The following is a 16,530-nucleotide window of genomic DNA, read 5'->3' as shown; positions in this document are numbered from 1 at the left end:
TCCCATCGGGGCGCTCCCCGGTCACAGTAGGCTTCGGCGCGAGAGCCGGAGCCCCTGACCGATGGGGACACACCTGCCGAGGAGCGCCCCGCATGAGCCTGACCCTGAGGACCATCAGCCGTGAGCAGCATCTGGCATTCATCCAGAGCCAGCCCGCGGCGAGCCACTGCCAGGTCCCGGCGTGGGCTGATGTGAAGACCGAGTGGCGCTCGGAGAACCTGGGTTGGTTCGACAAGTCCGGCGAACTCGTCGGCACGGGCCTGGTCCTGTACCGCCAGCTGCCGAAGATCAAGCGCTACTTGGCGTATCTCCCCGAGGGCCCGGTCATCAACTGGTACGCCCCGAACCTCGACGACTGGCTGCAGCCGATGCTCGCGCATCTCAAGCAGCAGGGCGCCTTCTCCGTGAAGATGGGCCCGCCGGTCGTCATCCGGCGCTGGGACTCCGCCGCCATCAAGTCCGGCATCCAGGACCCGGACGTGAAGCGTCTGAAGGACGTCGAGGCCACGCACATCGAGCCGCGTGCCTTCGAAGTCGCCGACCGGCTGCGGAAGATGGGCTGGCAGCAGGCCGAGGACGGCGGCGCCGGCTTCGGTGACGTCCAGCCCCGCTATGTCTTCCAGGTGCCGCTGGCGAACCGTTCGCTCGACGACGTCCTCAAGGGCTTCAACCAGCTGTGGCGCCGCAACATCAAGAAGGCCGACAAGGCCGGCGTCGAGGTCGTCCAGGGCGGCTACGAGGACCTCGCCGAGTGGCAGCGGCTGTACGAGATCACGGCCGTCCGCGACCACTTCCGCCCGCGCCCGCTCTCGTACTTCCAGCGCATGTGGACCGTCCTCAACAACGAGGACCCCAACCGCATGCGGCTGTACTTCGCCCGCCACGACGGCGTGAACCTCTCCGCGGCGACCATGCTCGTCGTCGGCGGACACGTCTGGTACTCGTACGGAGCCTCCGACAACATCGGCCGTGAGGTCCGGCCCTCGAACGCGATGCAGTGGCGGATGCTGCGCGACGCCTACGCGATGGGCGCGACCGTCTACGACCTCCGCGGCATCTCCGACTCGCTCGACGAGACCGATCACCTCTTCGGCCTCATCCAGTTCAAGGTCGGCACGGGCGGCGAGGCCGTGGAGTACGTCGGCGAGTGGGACTTCCCGCTCAACAAGCTCCTGCACAAGGCGCTCGACATCTACATGTCGCGCCGCTGACGCCCTGGGCGTCTCGCCCGTAAAGTCGTACGTAATCTCGTAGGTCTCGTACATACCTTTGATACACCGCAGCCACCAGAAAGGTTCCGGGCCGGCCATGGCGCTCTCCCTCTACGTCGACACCGCTCGTTGGCGGGCGCACCAGAAGTCCGTGATCGACCAGTTCCCCGGCCTGATCCCGGTCTGCAAGGGCAATGGCTACGGCTTCGGCCACGAGCGGCTGGCCGACGAGGTCACCCGGTTCGGCTCGGACATGCTGGCCGTGGGCACCACGTACGAGGCCGCGAAGATCAAGGACTGGTTCGGCGGCGACCTGCTCGTCCTCACCCCGTTCCGGCGGGGCGAGGAGCCGGTGCCGCTGCCGGACCGGGTGATCCGCTCCGTGTCGTCCGTGGACGGCGTGCACGCCCTCGTGGGTGCCCGTGTGGTCATCGAGTGCATGAGCTCGATGAAGCGCCACGGCATCCTCGAAGAGGACCTGGGACGGCTGCACGCGGCCATCGAGGACGTCCGGCTGGAGGGCTTCGCCCTCCACCTGCCCCTGGACCGCACCGACGGCACCGACGCGGTCGAGGAGGTCATCGGCTGGATGGACCGGCTGCGGGCCGCCCGCCTGCCGCTGCACACCATGTTCGTCAGCCACCTGCGGGCGGAGGAGCAGGCCCGGCTCCAGCAGCAGTTCCCGCAGACCCGGTTCCGCGCCCGGATCGGCACCCGGCTCTGGCTGGGCGACCACGAGGCCACCGAGTACCGGGGCTCCGTCCTGGACGTCACCCGTGTGGCCAAGGGCGACCGGTTCGGCTACCGCCAGCAGAAGGCGGCCTCCGACGGCTGGCTGGTGGTCGTCGCGGGCGGTACGTCGCACGGTGTGGGCCTCGAGGCCCCCAAGGCGATGCACGGCGTCATGCCGCGCGCCAAGGGCGTCGCCCGCGCCGGCCTGGCGACCGTGAACCGGAACCTCTCCCCGTTCGTCTGGGCCGGCAAGCAGCGCTGGTTCGCCGAGCCCCCGCACATGCAGGTGTCGATCCTGTTCGTGCCGTCCGACGCCCAGGAGCCGAAGGTCGGCGACGAGCTGGTGGCCCACCTGCGGCACACCACCACGCAGTTCGACCGCCTCGTCGAGCGCTAGGGCCTGCCGGACGGCCCCTGGCCGCCCTCCCCCTGGGGTACGCCCCACTGCACGCGCGGCCCCTCCAACGCCGGGGCGGCCGCGTGCCGGGCGGGGTGGGCCGCCCTGCCGCGTACGAAGACGTCCTCGGCGCCGTCCAGGACGCCCCCGGAGGGGTCGTCCGAGCCGTCCTGCCGGACCACGTCCCGTTCGGGCGCCAGGATGTCGCGTACGACCATCACGCACAGGTACAGCGTGCCGAGCAGGTGCAGGACGATCGCGAAGTGGTAGCCGTCCGTCGGCAGCCCCTGCTTGTTGCCGCTGGTCGTGAAGGCCAGGTACATCCAGATGCCGAGGAAGTACATGACCTCGCACGCCTGCCAGATGAGGAAGTCCCGCCAGCGCGGCCGCGCGAGCGCCGCGAGGGGGATGAGCCACAGCACGTACTGCGGCGAATAGACCTTGTTGGTCAGCACGAACGCGGCCACGATCAGGAACGCGAGCTGCACGAACCGGGGCCTGCGGGGCGCCGTCAGCGCCAGGACGGCGAGGCCCACGCCGACGACCGCCATCAGCAGCATCGTGTACGTGTTCGCGCTGGCAGGCGTGATCTGCTCACCGGAGCGCTGGCTGATCAGCAGCCAGAGGGAGCCGAAGTCGACGTTCCGCTCTTCGTTGAACGTGTAGAACTGCTTCCACCCCTCGGGCGCGAGCAGCATGACCGGCAGGTTCACCACGAGCCACGCGCCGGCCGCGCCGATCAGCGCCGTACCGAACTCCCGCCACCGCCCCGCGCGCCAGCACAGCAGAAGCACCGGCCAGAGGATCAGGAACGGATAGAACTTGGCGGCGATCGCGAGGCCGAGCAGCACACCGAAGGCGAGCGGGCGGCCGCGTGACCACATGAGCACGGCCACGGACGTCAGCGCCACGGCCAGCAGGTCCCAGTTGATGGTGGCCGTGAGCGCGAACGCGGGGGCCAGGGCCACCAGGAGCGCGTCCCAGGGCCGCCTGCGGTGCGTACGGGCCACGGCGACGGCCATGACGGCCGCGCAGACCATCAGCATGCCCGCGTTGACCATCCAGTAGACCTGCTCGCGGTGCACCAGGTCGCCGCCACCGGGCGTGAGCCAGGCCGCGACCTCCATGAACAGCCCGGTCAGGACCGGGTACTCCAGGAACTCTATGTCGCCGCGCAGCCGGTCGAAGTACGGCACCAGGCCCTCGGAGAACCCGCGTCCGACGAAGAGGTGCGGGATGTCGGAGTAGCAGGCGTGGGTGTACTGGGACGTCGTGCCCCGGAACCAGGCCCAGTCGTAACAGGGGATCTTCTGCACCATGCCGAGCGCAAACATCCCGATGGCCACCAGTGCGATCACCCGCACCGGAGTGAGCGCCCCGCTGCCGAGCAGGGCCCGGCGGCCGATGGGCCCGCCGATCAGTGCGCTGCCCGCCGCGGCGACCTCGTCACGACGGGTGGGGCACACCAGCGCGGGGTCCTGCGGCCGGTCCTGCTGCGGACTCGTCTTGTGGAGGCTCGGCATGGGGGACATCCTGCCGTACCTCCCTGAGAAACGGTGAGGGCCGCCGTACCCGGCGCCGTACGTGTGCGTACGGGTCGGATACGACGGCCCTCAAGGCCTTACCGGGCGGGTTCCGGCCGCCGGGTCAGTCGTTGCCCAGCCAGCCGTTTCCGCCGCCATTGGGTCTGCCGGTGGCGGTGTCCGTCGGCGTCGGTGAGGTGGGTGTCGTCGGGGTCGACGGTGTCCCGGTCGGGCCTCCGTCGTTGCCGCCGTTCTGCCCGCCGTTGTCGTTGCACGGCCAGTCCCACACGTCACAGGTCTTGCCCGGGTCCGGGGTGCCGCTGGGCGTCTGCGACGGCGTCTGCGAGGGGGTCACGGTCGCCGACGGAGTCTGCGACGGGGTCTCCGTCGGAGTCGGGGTCGGGCTGACGGCGCCACCACCGAAGACGGGCTCCGCGTCGAGGTCCTCGGGCTCCGGGAAGGACTCCTTGTCCATGCCGTCCAGCGCGTCGGTCATGTAGTCCTTCCAGATCTGCGAGGGGAAGGACGAACCGTGGATCTTGGGCTGGGCGCCGGTGCCGAACATCGACTCGAACTTGCGACCCTGCTTGGTCTCGTCGTCGTCGAAGCGGTACATGTCGATCGCCGTCGACAGGGTCGGCGTGTAGCCGACGAACCAGGCGGAGTTGTTGCCGTCGGTGGTACCGGTCTTGCCGGCCACGTCCCACCCCGGGATGGCGGCCTTCCGGCCGGTGCCCTTCGGGTTCTCGACGACATCACGCAGGACGTCGGTCACGTTGCTGGCGATCGCCGAGGAGAAGGCGCGCTCGCTCTGCCCCTCGTGCTTGTAGATTTCCTGACCCTTCTCCAAGACCCTCGTCACGGAGAACGGATCGTTCTTCTCGCCGTTGTTCGCGAAGGTCGCGTACGCCCCGGCCATGCGGATGGCGCTCGGGTCGGAGATACCGAGGGAGAACGAGGGCACATTGGCCTTGACCAGCGAGGTGTCGCGCAGACCGGCCTTGACGGCAGTCTCACGGACCTGGTTGATACCGACGTCCATGCCGAGCTGGACATAAGGCGAGTTGGCCGAGCGGATCATCGCTTCGCGCAGGCTCATGGGGCCGTAGTTCGCGTCGTCGTCGTTGACCTGCAGCCACTCCTTGCCCTGCTGGTCCTCCCAGATCGTGCCGTCGTAGTTCTTGATCTTCAGCTTGTTCTTGCCGGAGTAGCGGCTCTTGTTCGGGTCGACGATCGTGCGGGTGGACGCGTCCTGGTCGATGGGCCCCTTCGGGTCCCGCACGCCGTACTGCATCGCCGCGGCCAGGACGAACGGCTTGAACGTCGATCCGACCTGCGCACCGGTCTGGTCGGCGTTGTTGGTGAAGTGCTTGGTTGCGTCCGCACCGCCGTAGATGGCGACGATCGCACCGGTCTTGGGGTCGACCGAGGCACCGCCGAACTGGACGTGCGTGTCCGTCTTCGGCCGCTTCTTCGGGTCGATGTGCTCGGCGTAGACCTTCTTGATCGAGTCCTCGAGCGCCTTGACCTTCTTCTTGTCGAAGGTCGTGTAGATCTGGAAACCGCCCCGGGCGAGCTGCTTCTCGTCCATCCCCGGGTGGTTGTTGATGAAGTTGGCCTTGGCCGTGCTCACCAGATAGCCGATCTGGCCGGTCAGCTGGGCGTTCTTCTTCAGCGGCTGCACCTTGGGGAAGGTCGGGTACTTCGCCAGGTCCGCCTGCGTGAGGTGGCCGTCCTTGACCATCTCACCGAGGATCCACTGCCAGCGCTCCGTGGCCCGCTTCAGGTTCGCCTCGGGCGTCGCCTTGGGGTCGATCTCGGTGGAGCCGGCGGGGTCGTAGTAGGTAGCGCCCTTGAGGAGCGAGGCGAGGAAGGCACACTCGCTCGCGTTGAGGTCCTTGGCGTTCTTCCCGAAGTACGTACGCGCCGCGGCCTGGATGCCATAGGCACCGCGTCCGTAGTACGCGGTGTTCAGGTAGCCCTCCATGATGTCGGGCTTCTCCATCTCCGTACCGACCTTGATGGAGATGAAGAGCTCCTTGACCTTCCGGGAGAGAGTCTGCGACTGGTCGTTGAGCAGGCTGTTCTTCACATACTGCTGGGTGATGGTCGAGCCACCCTGCGTCTGCCCGCCCTTGGCCATGTTCCACACGGCACGGCCGATACCCATCGGGTCGATGCCGGAGTCCTCGCGAAACGTCTTGTTCTCCGCAGAGATCACGGCATTCTGCATGTCCATCGGAATCTCGCCGATGCCGACGATCTGACGGTTGACCTCGCCACCAGTGGCGGCCATCACCGATTTGTCGGACCAGTAGTACACATTGTTCTGCGCTGTGGCGGCCTCATCCACCTTGGGGATCCCCACCTGGGAGTACGCGAAGGTCGCCGCACCCATCAGAAGGCCGAGGAACGCCAGACACAGACCCGAGACGAGCTTCCACGAGGGCACCCAGCGGCGCCAGCCGTACTTGTTGTGGCGCGGGTAGTCGATCAGCCGCTTCTTTCCGGGCGGACGGCCACCACCACGGCCTCGACCCGGGCCACCGTCCTGTCCGCCGCTCCCGCCGCCGCCGCGCCGGCCACCACCGTGACCGCCGTGACCGCCGCCCGCGCCGCCGTCGGGTGCACGTCGTCGGCCACCGCGCTGGGCAGCGCGGCGAGCCTCGGCACGCCCACCGTAGGCGCGCTCCTCTTCTCCGTACCCCGACGAAGGGGAGCCGGTGCTGGCGTCCCGTCCCTGGGCCGACCTGCGGCCCGTGGGCTGCTGGGCGGCGCGCCGGGCCGCCGCGCGGCCGCCACTCGGCGGCTGCGACTGCGGCATTTTGCGACGATGCTCGCTCATCGAACGACTACTCCTCGGGCAGGCGCGTACGCCTGGAAGCGGCAGTTGAGTTCCGGTCCCCCCGAAATGCGCACGGCCGGACCTCACCGGAGGCCCCTCCGTTCCGCAGCCGATCACCCAGAGCACTGACGCCCTGGGGCGTCGCGCGGTTCCCGGTGGTCTGCATGCCGCAAGACTACGCACGGCCAAAACCCACCTAGGGTCGAAGTTCACCCCAAATCAGGCAAGTCGATTGCTGTGAATTGACGATGTGACGCCGGTCACCGTGGCCCCACTTGTCGCAGCAGTTCGGCCGTTCTATCGTCTGGATGTATCGAGTCGATACATCAGTACGGCATAGGGCACCCGCCAGCAGAGGAGGGCGACGGATGAGCAGACGCTCGGGGATCCTCGAGTTCGCCGTCCTCGGCCTGCTCCGTGAAGCGCCGATGCACGGGTACGAGCTGCGGAAGCGGCTCAATACGTCGCTGGGCATCTTCCGGGCGTTCAGCTACGGGACTCTCTACCCGTGCCTCAAGACGCTCGTCGCCAGCGGGTGGTTGATCGAAGAGCCGGGCAGCGCCCCCGAGGACGCTCTCGCCGCTTCACTCGCAGGACGCCGCGCCAAGATCGTCTACCGGTTGACGGCCGAAGGTAAGGAGCACTTCGAGGAGCTCCTCTCCCACACCGGCCCGGACACCTGGGAGGACGAACACTTCGCCGCCCGCTTCGCCTTCTTCGGTCAGACCGAGCGCGAAGTGCGGATGCGCGTACTGGAAGGCCGCCGCAGTCGGCTGGAGGAGCGCCTGGAGAAGATGCGCGCCTCTCTGGCTCGCACGCGCGAACGCCTCGACGACTACACACTTGAGCTGCAGCGCCACGGAATGGAGTCCGTGGAGCGCGAAGTGCGCTGGCTGAACGAGCTCATCGAGAGCGAGCGGGCGGGACGGGATCAGCGATCCGGCCCCGACGCCCCCGCTCAGCACGGCAACGAATCTGGAGAAACGGGCGGCCTGCCCCGGCACGGGGGCAGTACCCGGCCGGATCCGTCCGACGACACCGCCAAGTGAATCCCTGCATCCCGCAGGGCTTCCACGATCACACAGGGAGCAACCGGAATGGGTTCGGTTCGCGTAGCCATCGTCGGCGTGGGCAACTGCGCCGCCTCGCTGGTTCAGGGCGTCGAGTACTACAAGGACGCCGACCCGGCGGCCAAGGTGCCCGGCCTGATGCACGTCCAGTTCGGCGACTACCACGTCGGTGACGTCGAGTTCGTCGCCGCCTTCGACGTCGACGCCAAGAAGGTCGGTCTCGACCTCTCGGACGCCATCGGCGCCAGCGAGAACAACACCATCAAGATCTGCGACGTCCCGAACACGGGCGTCACGGTCCAGCGCGGCCACACCCTGGACGGGCTCGGCAAGTACTACCGCATGACGATCGAGGAGTCCGCCGAGACCCCCGTCGACGTCGTGCAGGTCCTCAAGGACAAGCAGGTCGACGTGCTCGTCTGCTACCTGCCCGTGGGCTCCGAGGACGCCGCGAAGTTCTACGCGCAGTGCGCCATCGACGCCAAGGTCGCCTTCGTCAACGCCCTCCCGGTCTTCATCGCCGGCACCAAGGAGTGGGCGGACAAGTTCACCGAGGCCGGTGTCCCGATCGTCGGTGACGACATCAAGTCCCAGGTCGGCGCCACCATCACGCACCGCGTGATGGCGAAGCTGTTCGAGGACCGCGGTGTCCGTCTTGAGCGCACCATGCAGCTCAACGTCGGCGGCAACATGGACTTCAAGAACATGCTCGAGCGCGACCGCCTCGAGTCGAAGAAGATCTCGAAGACCCAGGCCGTGACCTCGCAGATCCCCGACCGCGAGCTGGGCGAGAAGAACGTCCACATCGGTCCGTCGGACTACGTGGCCTGGCTGGACGACCGCAAGTGGGCGTACGTCCGCCTCGAGGGCCGTGCCTTCGGTGACGTTCCGCTGAACCTGGAGTACAAGCTCGAGGTCTGGGACTCCCCGAACTCGGCCGGCGTCATCATCGACGCGCTGCGCGCCGCGAAGATCGCCAAGGACCGGGGCATCGGTGGCCCGATCCTCTCCGCGTCCTCGTACTTCATGAAGTCCCCGCCGGTCCAGTACTTCGACGACGAGGCCTTCGCCAACGTCGAGAAGTTCATCAAGGGCGAGGTCGAGCGCTAAGGCGCTGATCCACTTCGTCGATAGAGGGTCCCCGGTCATTCGCCCGGGGGCCCTCTTCGTATGTGAGTCTTGCTGCCATGCCCGTCGTACGTGATCTGCGCGTACTCCTGCGCCTGACGAACTTTCGCCGTCTCCTCGCCGTCCGCCTGCTCTCCCAGTGCGCCGACGGCGTCTACCAGGTGGCGCTGGCCACGTACGTCGTCTTCTCCCCCGAGAAGGAGACCTCTCCCGCGGCGATCGCCTCGGCCATGGCCGTGCTGCTCCTGCCGTACTCCCTCGTCGGCCCCTTCGCCGGCGTGCTCCTGGACCGCTGGCAGCGACGCCAGGTCTTCCTGTACGGAAACCTGCTGCGGACCCTCCTCGCCTGCAGCACGGCCGTACTGATGCTGGCCTCCGTGCCCGACTGGCTCTTCTACGCCTCCGCCCTGTCGGTGACGGCCGTCAACCGCTTCGTCCTCGCCGGGCTCTCGGCGGCGCTGCCACGGGTCGTGGACGACGAGCGGCTGGTCGTCGCCAATTCCCTCTCCCCGACCGCCGGCACCGTGGCCGCGACCGTGGGCGGTGGCCTCGCCTTCGGGATCCGGCTCCTCTCCGAGGACTCCGACTCCGCGGTCGTCCTCTTCGGCGCTCTCCTCTATCTCTGCTCCGCGCTGGCCTCCCTGCGGATGCCCCGTGACCTCCTGGGCCCCGACCCCGAGGTGGTCCAGCCCCGACTGGGCGCCGCTCTCGCCTCCACGGCCCGTGGCCTCGTGGACGGGCTGCGCCATCTGGCCGAGCGGCGACCCGCTGCCCGTGCGCTGGCAGCGGTGACGCTGATGCGCTTCTGCTACGGGGCCCTCACGGTGACCGTGCTCATGCTCTGCCGCTACGCCTGGAGCTCCACGGAGTCCGAAGGACTCGCCCTGCTGGGGCTCGCCGTCGCCGCATCCGGAGCCGGATTCTTCGTGGCCGCCCTCGTCTCCCCCTGGGCGATCGGACGGCTCGGCCCCTTCGGCTGGATGACCGCCTGCGCGGCCTCGGCAGCCGTTCTGGAGCCGGCGCTGGGGCTGCCGTTCGCGCAGACCCCTCTGCTGATCGCGGCCTTCCTCCTCGGGCTCGTCACCCAAGGCGCCAAGATCGCCACGGACACGGTCGTCCAGATGTCCGTCGACGACGCCTACCGCGGCCGGGTCTTCGCTCTCTACGACACGCTCTTCAACGTCGCCTTCGTGGGCGCGGCCGCCGTAGCGGCACTCATGCTGCCCCCCGACGGCCGGTCGGTCCCCGTCGTCGTGATGGTCGCCGTGGTGTACGCCTCGATCGCGCTGATGCTGGGCCGCCGACTGAAGAAGGGGTGATGTTTCACGTGAAACATCACCCCTTCTTCGCTCGGCCTCGTCGATGTTTCACGTGAAACATCGACGGCGCGACTCAGCTCTGAGTCGCCCACCACTCCTTGAGCGCCGCGACGGCCGCCTCGTGCTCCATCGGTCCGTTCTCCAGACGCAGCTCCAGCAGGAACTTGTACGCCTGCCCGACAGCCGGGCCGGGACGGATACCGAGGATCTCCTGAATCTGGTTGCCATCCAGGTCGGGGCGGATCGAGTCCAGCTCCTCCTGCTCCTGGAGCTGCGCGATCCGGTCTTCCAGTCCGTCATAGGCACGCGAGAGCGCACCGGCCTTGCGCTTGTTCCGCGTGGTGCAGTCCGAGCGGGTCAGCTTGTGGAGACGCGAGAGAAGAGGGCCGGCGTCCCGCACATAGCGGCGGACGGCGGAGTCGGTCCACTCGCCGGTCCCGTATCCGTGGAAGCGCAGGTGCAGCTCCACCAGACGCGAAACGTCCTTGATCATCTCGTTCGAGTACTTCAGGGCCGTCATGCGCTTCTTCGTCATCTTCGCGCCGACCACCTCGTGGTGGTGGAACGAGACACGGCCGTCCTTCTCGAAGCGACGGGTGCGCGGCTTGCCGATGTCGTGCAGGAGCGCGGCAAGGCGCAGCACCAGGTCCGGCCCGTCCTCCTCCAGGTCGATCGCCTGGTCGAGGACGGTCAGAGAGTGCTCGTAGACGTCCTTGTGCCGGTGGTGCTCGTCACTCTCGAGCCGCAGCCCCGGCAGTTCCGGCAGCACGTAGGCAGCGAGGCCGGTGTCGACGAGCAGGCCCAGTCCCTTGCGGGGGTGCGCGGAGAGGAGCAGCTTGTTGAGTTCCTCACGGATCCGCTCGGCCGAGACGATCTCCAGCCGGCCGGCCATTTCCGTCATCGCGGTGACGACCTCGGGGGCCACCTCGAAGTCGAGCTGGGCCGCGAAGCGGGCGGCGCGCATCATGCGCAGCGGGTCGTCCGAGAACGACTCCTCGGGCGTCCCAGGGGTACGCAGGACCCGTGCGGCGAGGTCGTCGAGGCCGCCGTGCGGGTCGACGAAGTCCTTCTCCGGCAGGGCCACGGCCATGGCGTTGACGGTGAAGTCACGCCGGACGAGGTCTTCCTCGATGGAGTCGCCGTAGGAGACCTCGGGCTTGCGCGAGGTGCGGTCGTACGCCTCCGAGCGGTACGTCGTCACCTCGATCTGGTAGCCGCTCTTCTGGCAGCCGACCGTGCCGAAGGCGATCCCGACCTCCCAGACCGCGTCGGCCCAGGGGCGGACGATCTTGAGGACGTCCTCCGGCCGGGCGTCCGTCGTGAAGTCGAGATCATTGCCGAGCCGTCCGAGCAACGCGTCCCGCACCGAGCCGCCGACCAGCGCGAGGCTGAACCCTGCCTCCTGGAATCGGACGGCGAGGTCGTCGGCGACAGGGGAGACGCGCAGCAGTTCACTGACCGCGCGGCGTTGCACCTGGCTCAGTGCAGTCGGGGTGTCTTCGTTGGCGTTCGGCACAACAGAAAAGGGTACGTGCCCCGGCCCAGGGCAGCGTCCCCGTTTTCCCACGGACCGACCGCCTTGTCCCCATCGGCTGGAGCAGTCCCCGGCACTTGCCCCCGGCGTGCCTCGTTACCATGCCTGGACACAGCAACGGGGAACCACCGACACCACTGATACGACGAGGACGGGCGAACGCGTGGCCGAGGCGGCAGACATCCAGGGGACCCTTCCCTCACCTGCCCGTCGGTGGCTGCGGCGGACGGCGTCCCTCCTTGCCGGGGCACCGCTGCTCACCGGGCTCCTTCAGGGTGCCGTCGCCCCGCCGGCCGTCGCCGCCGAGGACGCCACCGGCTCACGAACCGTCGATGTGTCTCTCGACACGCTCTCCCCGACCGCACCGGTGGAGGGTGACACGGTCACGCTCTCCGGGACGGTCACCAACGAGGGCAAGCAGACCGTGACCGACGCCACGGTGGACGTGCGGGTCGGCCCCCGGATGACCAGCCGGAGCGAGATCGAGCAGGTCTCCGGCCGTACCGGCTACCGGCCCGGGAGCGACCCCGCCGCCCTCGGCGGTGCCTACACGGTCAAGATCCCCCGGCTGGCGGCCGGGCTCAGCAAGGAGTTCAAGCTCTCCGTCCCCGTCGACAAGCTCGGCCTCGACGACGAGGGCGTCTACCAGCTGGGCGTCTCCCTCTCGGGTCAGACCTCCTCACAGCCCGGGCAGCACGTGCTCGGGATCGAGCGCACCTTCCTGCCCTACCAGCCCGAGGCCACCGAGAAGAAGACCCAGCTCACCTACCTCTGGCCGCTGATCTCCTCGGCCCATGTGTCGGCCGAGACCGGCACGGACGACCAGCAGACGCCGGTCTTCGAGAACGACGATCTGGCCGCCGAGCTCGCCCCCGGTGGACGCCTGGACCACATGGTCACGCTGGGCAAGGAACTCCCCGTGACCTGGGTGATCGACCCGGACCTGCTGGCCACCGTCGACGCCATGACGAAGAGCTACGAGGTCAAGAGCGGCACGGCCACGGTGGCCGGCAAGAACCAGGCCGTCGCCAAGCGTTGGCTGGACGCGCTGCAGAAGGCCGTCGTGGGACGCAAGGTCGTCGCCCTGCCGTTCGCCGACCCGGACATCGCCTCGCTCGCCCACCGCGGCAAGGACGTCCCCGGCTCGCTGAGCCACCTCCAGCCGGCGACGGAGCTGGCCGGGACGACGGTGGAGACCGTCCTCCACGTCAAGCCGTCCACCGACTTCTCCTGGCCCGTGGACGGGGCCGTCGACCCCTCGATCATGGATGTCGCGACCTCGGCAGGCGCCCATAAGGTGATCGCCCGCAGCGACAGCTTCCAGGACGACCTCCCGTACACGCCGACGGCGGCCCGCCCCATCGGCGGTGGCACCACGGCCGTCGTCAGCGACGCCTACCTCTCGACGGCCTTCGAGGGCGACATGCTCCCCGCCGGGAACGCCACCCTCGCCGTCCAGGAGTTCCTCGCCCAGTCGCTCGCGGTCACCCTGGAACAGCCCGAGCAGCAGCGCAGCATCGTGGTCGCCCCCCAGCGGATCCCGACCACGTCGCAGGCGCAGACCATGGCGACCGCGCTGCGCGGACTGGCGGCCAAGCGCTGGACGGAGCCCCTCGATCTGATCGCGGCCGCCTCGGTCAAGCCGGACCCCGATGCCAGCACCAAGGTGCCGAGCACGTCCCGCTATCCGCAGCAGCTGCGGAAGCAGGAGCTTCCGGTCGAGGCCTTCCGCGACATGAAGGACACCCGGGCGGATCTGGACGACTTCAAGGTCATCCTCACCCAGCCCGACCGCGTGGTGACCCCCTTCGGCAACGCGATCAGCCGCGAGATGTCCACCTCCTGGCGTGGCCAGGCCCCCGCGGCCTCGCTGTACCGGATCCGGGTGCACGAGTACCTCGAGAGCCTCACGCGCGAGGTACAGCTGGTCGAGAAGTCGGACCTCACGCTCTCCGGCCGCAGCGCCACCATCCCGGTGACCGTCCAGAACAAGCTGCTGCAGGGCGTGGACGATCTCGTGCTGAGGCTGACGTCCGAGAACAAGGCCCGCCTGAAGTTCGAAGGCGGCAAGGAGGTCTCCGAGCTCCCGGTCAAGATCGGCGCCGGGCACAGCCAGTCCGTGAAGTTCGACGCCTCGGCCAACGCCAACGGGCCGGTGCCCATGACGGCCCAGCTGTTCACCAAGGACGGCACGCCGTACGGCCAGCCCATGCGGTTCACCGTGAAGGTCTCCGAGATCACCCCGACCGTGATGCTCGTCATCGCCGGCGGAGTGCTGCTCCTGGTCCTCGCCGGAGCCCGGATGTACACCCAGCGCAAGCGCGCGGCCGCGAAGAACACCGAAGCGGAGGCCGCGGAGGAGGACGATCCCGGGCAGCCGAGTGACCCGACGCCGGACACCGCCCACGAAAGCGGCGACCCGTCCGGCCCGGGTGAGAAAGTGGACCGTTGAGCGATGTCGTGGCCGGTCGGCCGGGGACGATGAGGTGGGGTAACCATGAACGCGCCGTACGACGGTGACCGCGGGCAGGGCCTGGGTGGCACCGAGCCGTCCGGTGGAACGCCCGCGGCGGCCCCAGGACCCGGCCAGACGCCGGTTCCGCCACCGCAGCAGCCCGCCTCCGACCCGCATGCCCAGAACCCGTACGCCCAGGACCCCTACGTCCAGGACGCCTACGCCCACGATCCCTTCCAGGCACGGGACTTGTCGGCACAGGACCCGGTGACCGAGGCGCTCTACGACCGCGCCGCGCACCCCCCGCCTCCGCCGGGCACCTACCAGGAGCCGCAGCCGCTCTACCAGCAGCCCGCGGCGCCCCAGCACGCCCCGGACCCTCGGGTGTGGGCGCAGACCCCGGCCCCCGAGCCGGACGGCCCCTCGCGCCATCTGCCCTACGGGGACGACGCCCGGACGGTCCAGTTCACCGGCGTGGACGACCTCGTGACCCGGGCCGGCGACGACAAGCCCGAACCGGACGCCTTCGCCCACCTCTACCGGGACCAGCAGACGCCCGGCCAGGTTCCCCCGCCCGCTCCGGAGCCGAATCCGATGCCCGCCCCCGCCCCGAAGAAGTCAGGCCGTGCCTCCGGGCTGCTGAAGTCCAGCGCGGTGATGGCGGCCGGCACCCTCGTCTCCCGCCTCACCGGCTTCGTCCGCAGCCTGGTCATCACCGGCGCGCTCGGCGCCGCACTGCTCGGTGACACCTTCACCATCGCCTACACCCTGCCGACGATGATCTACATCCTCACCGTCGGCGGCGGCCTCAACTCGGTCTTCGTCCCGCAGCTCGTCCGCTCGATGAAGAATGACGAGGACGGCGGCGAGGCCTACGCCAACCGGCTGCTGACCCTGGTCATGGTGGCGCTCGGCGCGATCGTGGTCGTCGCGGTCTTCGCCGCCCCGCTGTTGATCCGGCTGATGTCGAACACCATCGCCGACAACGCAGCGGCCAACAGCGTCGCGGTGACCTTCGCCCGCTACTGCCTGCCCACGATCTTCTTCATGGGCGTGCATGTGGTGATGGGTCAGATCCTCAACGCCCGGGGCAAGTTCGGCGCGATGATGTGGACCCCGGTCCTCAACAACATCGTCATGATCGTCACCTTCGGCCTGTTCATCTGGGTCTACGGCACCTCCGCCGAATCCCAGATGGGTGTGCAGACCATCCCGGACGACGGCATCCGTCTTCTCGGCATCGGTACCCTGCTCGGCCTGGTCGTCCAGGCCCTGGCGATGATCCCCTACCTCCGCGAGACGGGCTTCCGCTTCCGCCCGCGCTTCGACTGGAAGGGCCACGGCCTCGGCAAGACGGTCAAACTCGCCAAGTGGACCGTGCTGTTCGTGCTCGCCAACCAGGCGGGTGTCCTGGTCGTCACCCAGCTCGCCACGGCCGCCGGTGAGGCGTCCGGCAAGAACGGCGCCGGCTTCCTCGCGTACTCCAACGCCCAGTTGATCTGGGGCATGCCACAGGCCATCATCACCGTCTCGGTCATGGCCGCCCTGCTGCCCCGCATCTCCCGCGCCGCACACGACAACGACCCCGGCGCCGTGCGCGACGACATCTCGCAGGGTCTGCGGAACTCCGCCGTGGCGATCGTCCCGGTCGCCTTCGCGTTCCTGGCGCTCGGCGTGCCGATGTGCACCCTGCTCTACGCCTCCAGCGGCGTCCAGGCCGCCCAAGGCATGGGCTTCATCCTGATGGCCTTCGGCCTCGGCCTCATCCCGTACTCGGTCCAGTACGTCGTCCTGCGCGGCTTCTACGCCTACGAGGACACCCGGACGCCGTTCTACAACACGGTCATCGTCGCCGCCGTCAACGCGGCTGCCTCGGCGGCCTGTTACTTCGTGCTCCCGGCCCAGTGGGCCGTCGTCGGCATGGCCGCCTCCTACGGTCTGGCCTACGCGGTCGGTGTCGGTGTCGCCTGGCGCCGGCTGCGCAACCGGCTCGGCGGCGACCTGGACGGCGCCCACATCATGCGGACCTACGCCCGTCTCTGCCTTGCCTCGCTGCCCGCCGCGATCGTGGCCGGCGCCGTCGGTTTCGGTCTGTTGAAGCTCCTCGGCGAGGGTGCTCTCGGCTCGCTCGTGGCCCTGCTCGTCGGCGGCGTCGTCCTGCTCGGCGTCTTCTTCGTGGCCGCCAAGCGCATGCGGATCGCGGAGCTGAACTCCATGGTCGGTATGGTCCGTGGGCGCCTCGGACGGTAGGAATCCGTCCCCGCACAACCATCGTCGGCCGCCGCGTGTCGTGCATAGCGGCCGACTGTGGGCACA

At 68.7% G+C, this 16,530-nt stretch carries 11 protein-coding genes; 7 read left to right on the top strand and 4 right to left on the bottom strand.

Annotated elements, in window-relative coordinates; genetic code table 11:
* The first annotated feature begins 92 nt into the window (after positions 1-92).
* Together ACWCO8_RS12735 and ACWCO8_RS12730 are read left to right on the top strand one after the other, a co-directional pair.
* Positions 93-1,211, top strand: a complete 1,119-nt coding sequence (locus ACWCO8_RS12735; protein ID WP_362005329.1) for a lipid II:glycine glycyltransferase FemX — start codon at positions 93-95, stop codon at positions 1,209-1,211.
* A 97-nt stretch (positions 1,212-1,308) separates the two neighbouring features.
* Complete coding sequence (locus tag ACWCO8_RS12730; RefSeq protein WP_362005331.1) at positions 1,309-2,340, top strand: alanine racemase; 1,032 nt, start codon at positions 1,309-1,311, stop codon at positions 2,338-2,340.
* Here the strand turns inward: ACWCO8_RS12730 and ACWCO8_RS12725 are convergent.
* From ACWCO8_RS12725 to ACWCO8_RS12715, 3 genes are all read right to left on the bottom strand, one after another.
* On the bottom strand, positions 2,337-3,872 hold the full coding sequence (locus ACWCO8_RS12725) for a glycosyltransferase family 87 protein (protein WP_451032238.1): 1,536 nt from the start codon (positions 3,870-3,872) through the stop codon (positions 2,337-2,339). The two genes, ACWCO8_RS12730 and ACWCO8_RS12725, sit on opposite strands and share 4 nt — an antisense overlap.
* A 115-nt stretch (positions 3,873-3,987) precedes the next feature.
* Positions 3,988-6,315: a transglycosylase domain-containing protein gene (locus ACWCO8_RS12720; protein WP_451032237.1), complete on the bottom strand. Its 2,328-nt coding sequence runs from the start codon at positions 6,313-6,315 to the stop codon at positions 3,988-3,990.
* Between the two features lie 41 nt (positions 6,316-6,356).
* Entirely contained in the window at positions 6,357-6,542 is a 186-nt protein-coding gene (locus ACWCO8_RS12715) for a hypothetical protein (RefSeq protein WP_451032236.1), read from the bottom strand.
* A 534-nt stretch (positions 6,543-7,076) separates the two neighbouring features.
* Here ACWCO8_RS12715 and ACWCO8_RS12710 point away from each other — a divergent pair.
* The 3 genes from ACWCO8_RS12710 to ACWCO8_RS12700 all read left to right on the top strand — a co-directional run bounded on the left by ACWCO8_RS12710 (position 7,077) and on the right by ACWCO8_RS12700 (position 10,225).
* A complete protein-coding gene (locus tag ACWCO8_RS12710; RefSeq protein ID WP_362005335.1) occupies positions 7,077-7,757 on the top strand; it encodes a PadR family transcriptional regulator in 681 nt (226 codons plus the stop codon).
* A gap of 48 nt (positions 7,758-7,805) precedes the next feature.
* Positions 7,806-8,888: an inositol-3-phosphate synthase gene (locus ACWCO8_RS12705; RefSeq protein ID WP_362005338.1), complete on the top strand. Its 1,083-nt coding sequence runs from the start codon at positions 7,806-7,808 to the stop codon at positions 8,886-8,888.
* Between the two features lie 77 nt (positions 8,889-8,965).
* The gene (locus ACWCO8_RS12700; RefSeq protein WP_362005341.1) at positions 8,966-10,225 is read left to right on the top strand and encodes an MFS transporter; all 1,260 of its coding nucleotides are present in this window, start codon (positions 8,966-8,968) and stop codon (positions 10,223-10,225) included.
* 73 nt (positions 10,226-10,298) lie between these two features.
* On the opposite strand, the gene ACWCO8_RS12695 is transcribed toward ACWCO8_RS12700, so the two are convergent.
* Positions 10,299-11,741, bottom strand: a complete 1,443-nt coding sequence (locus ACWCO8_RS12695; RefSeq protein ID WP_451032235.1) for a CCA tRNA nucleotidyltransferase — start codon at positions 11,739-11,741, stop codon at positions 10,299-10,301.
* Positions 11,742-11,922: 181 nt separating this feature from the next.
* Between ACWCO8_RS12695 and ACWCO8_RS12690 the strand changes: the two genes are divergently transcribed.
* Both ACWCO8_RS12690 and murJ read left to right on the top strand, forming a co-directional pair.
* Positions 11,923-14,211: a DUF6049 family protein gene (locus tag ACWCO8_RS12690; RefSeq protein ID WP_451032234.1), complete on the top strand. Its 2,289-nt coding sequence runs from the start codon at positions 11,923-11,925 to the stop codon at positions 14,209-14,211.
* A 45-nt stretch (positions 14,212-14,256) separates the two neighbouring features.
* Positions 14,257-16,464 carry a murein biosynthesis integral membrane protein MurJ gene (gene murJ, locus ACWCO8_RS12685; RefSeq protein WP_451032233.1) on the top strand — a complete coding sequence of 736 codons (2,208 nt, stop codon included), beginning with the start codon at positions 14,257-14,259 and terminating at the stop codon, positions 16,462-16,464.
* Positions 16,465-16,530 lie beyond the last annotated feature (66 nt).

It is taken from the genome of Streptomyces sp. NPDC001927 (assembly GCF_053594455.1).
Note: the sequence above shows the minus strand (reverse complement) of the source record. Positions and strands in the feature narration are given on the sequence as shown.

Bases quoted from the DNA above. Each gene is read 5' to 3' on its own strand.
- ACWCO8_RS12705 (WP_362005338.1), top strand. From the start codon at position 7,806: ATGGGTTCGGTTCGCGTAGCCATCGTCGGCGTGGGCAACTGCGCCGCC.
- ACWCO8_RS12735 (WP_362005329.1), top strand. From the start codon at position 93: ATGAGCCTGACCCTGAGGACCATCAGCCGTGAGCAGCATCTGGCATTC.
- ACWCO8_RS12710 (WP_362005335.1), top strand. From the start codon at position 7,077: ATGAGCAGACGCTCGGGGATCCTCGAGTTCGCCGTCCTCGGCCTGCTC.
- ACWCO8_RS12700 (WP_362005341.1), top strand. From the start codon at position 8,966: ATGCCCGTCGTACGTGATCTGCGCGTACTCCTGCGCCTGACGAACTTT.
- ACWCO8_RS12730 (WP_362005331.1), top strand. From the start codon at position 1,309: ATGGCGCTCTCCCTCTACGTCGACACCGCTCGTTGGCGGGCGCACCAG.
- murJ (WP_451032233.1), top strand. From the start codon at position 14,257: ATGAACGCGCCGTACGACGGTGACCGCGGGCAGGGCCTGGGTGGCACC.
- ACWCO8_RS12725 (WP_451032238.1), bottom strand. From the start codon at position 3,872: ATGTCCCCCATGCCGAGCCTCCACAAGACGAGTCCGCAGCAGGACCGG.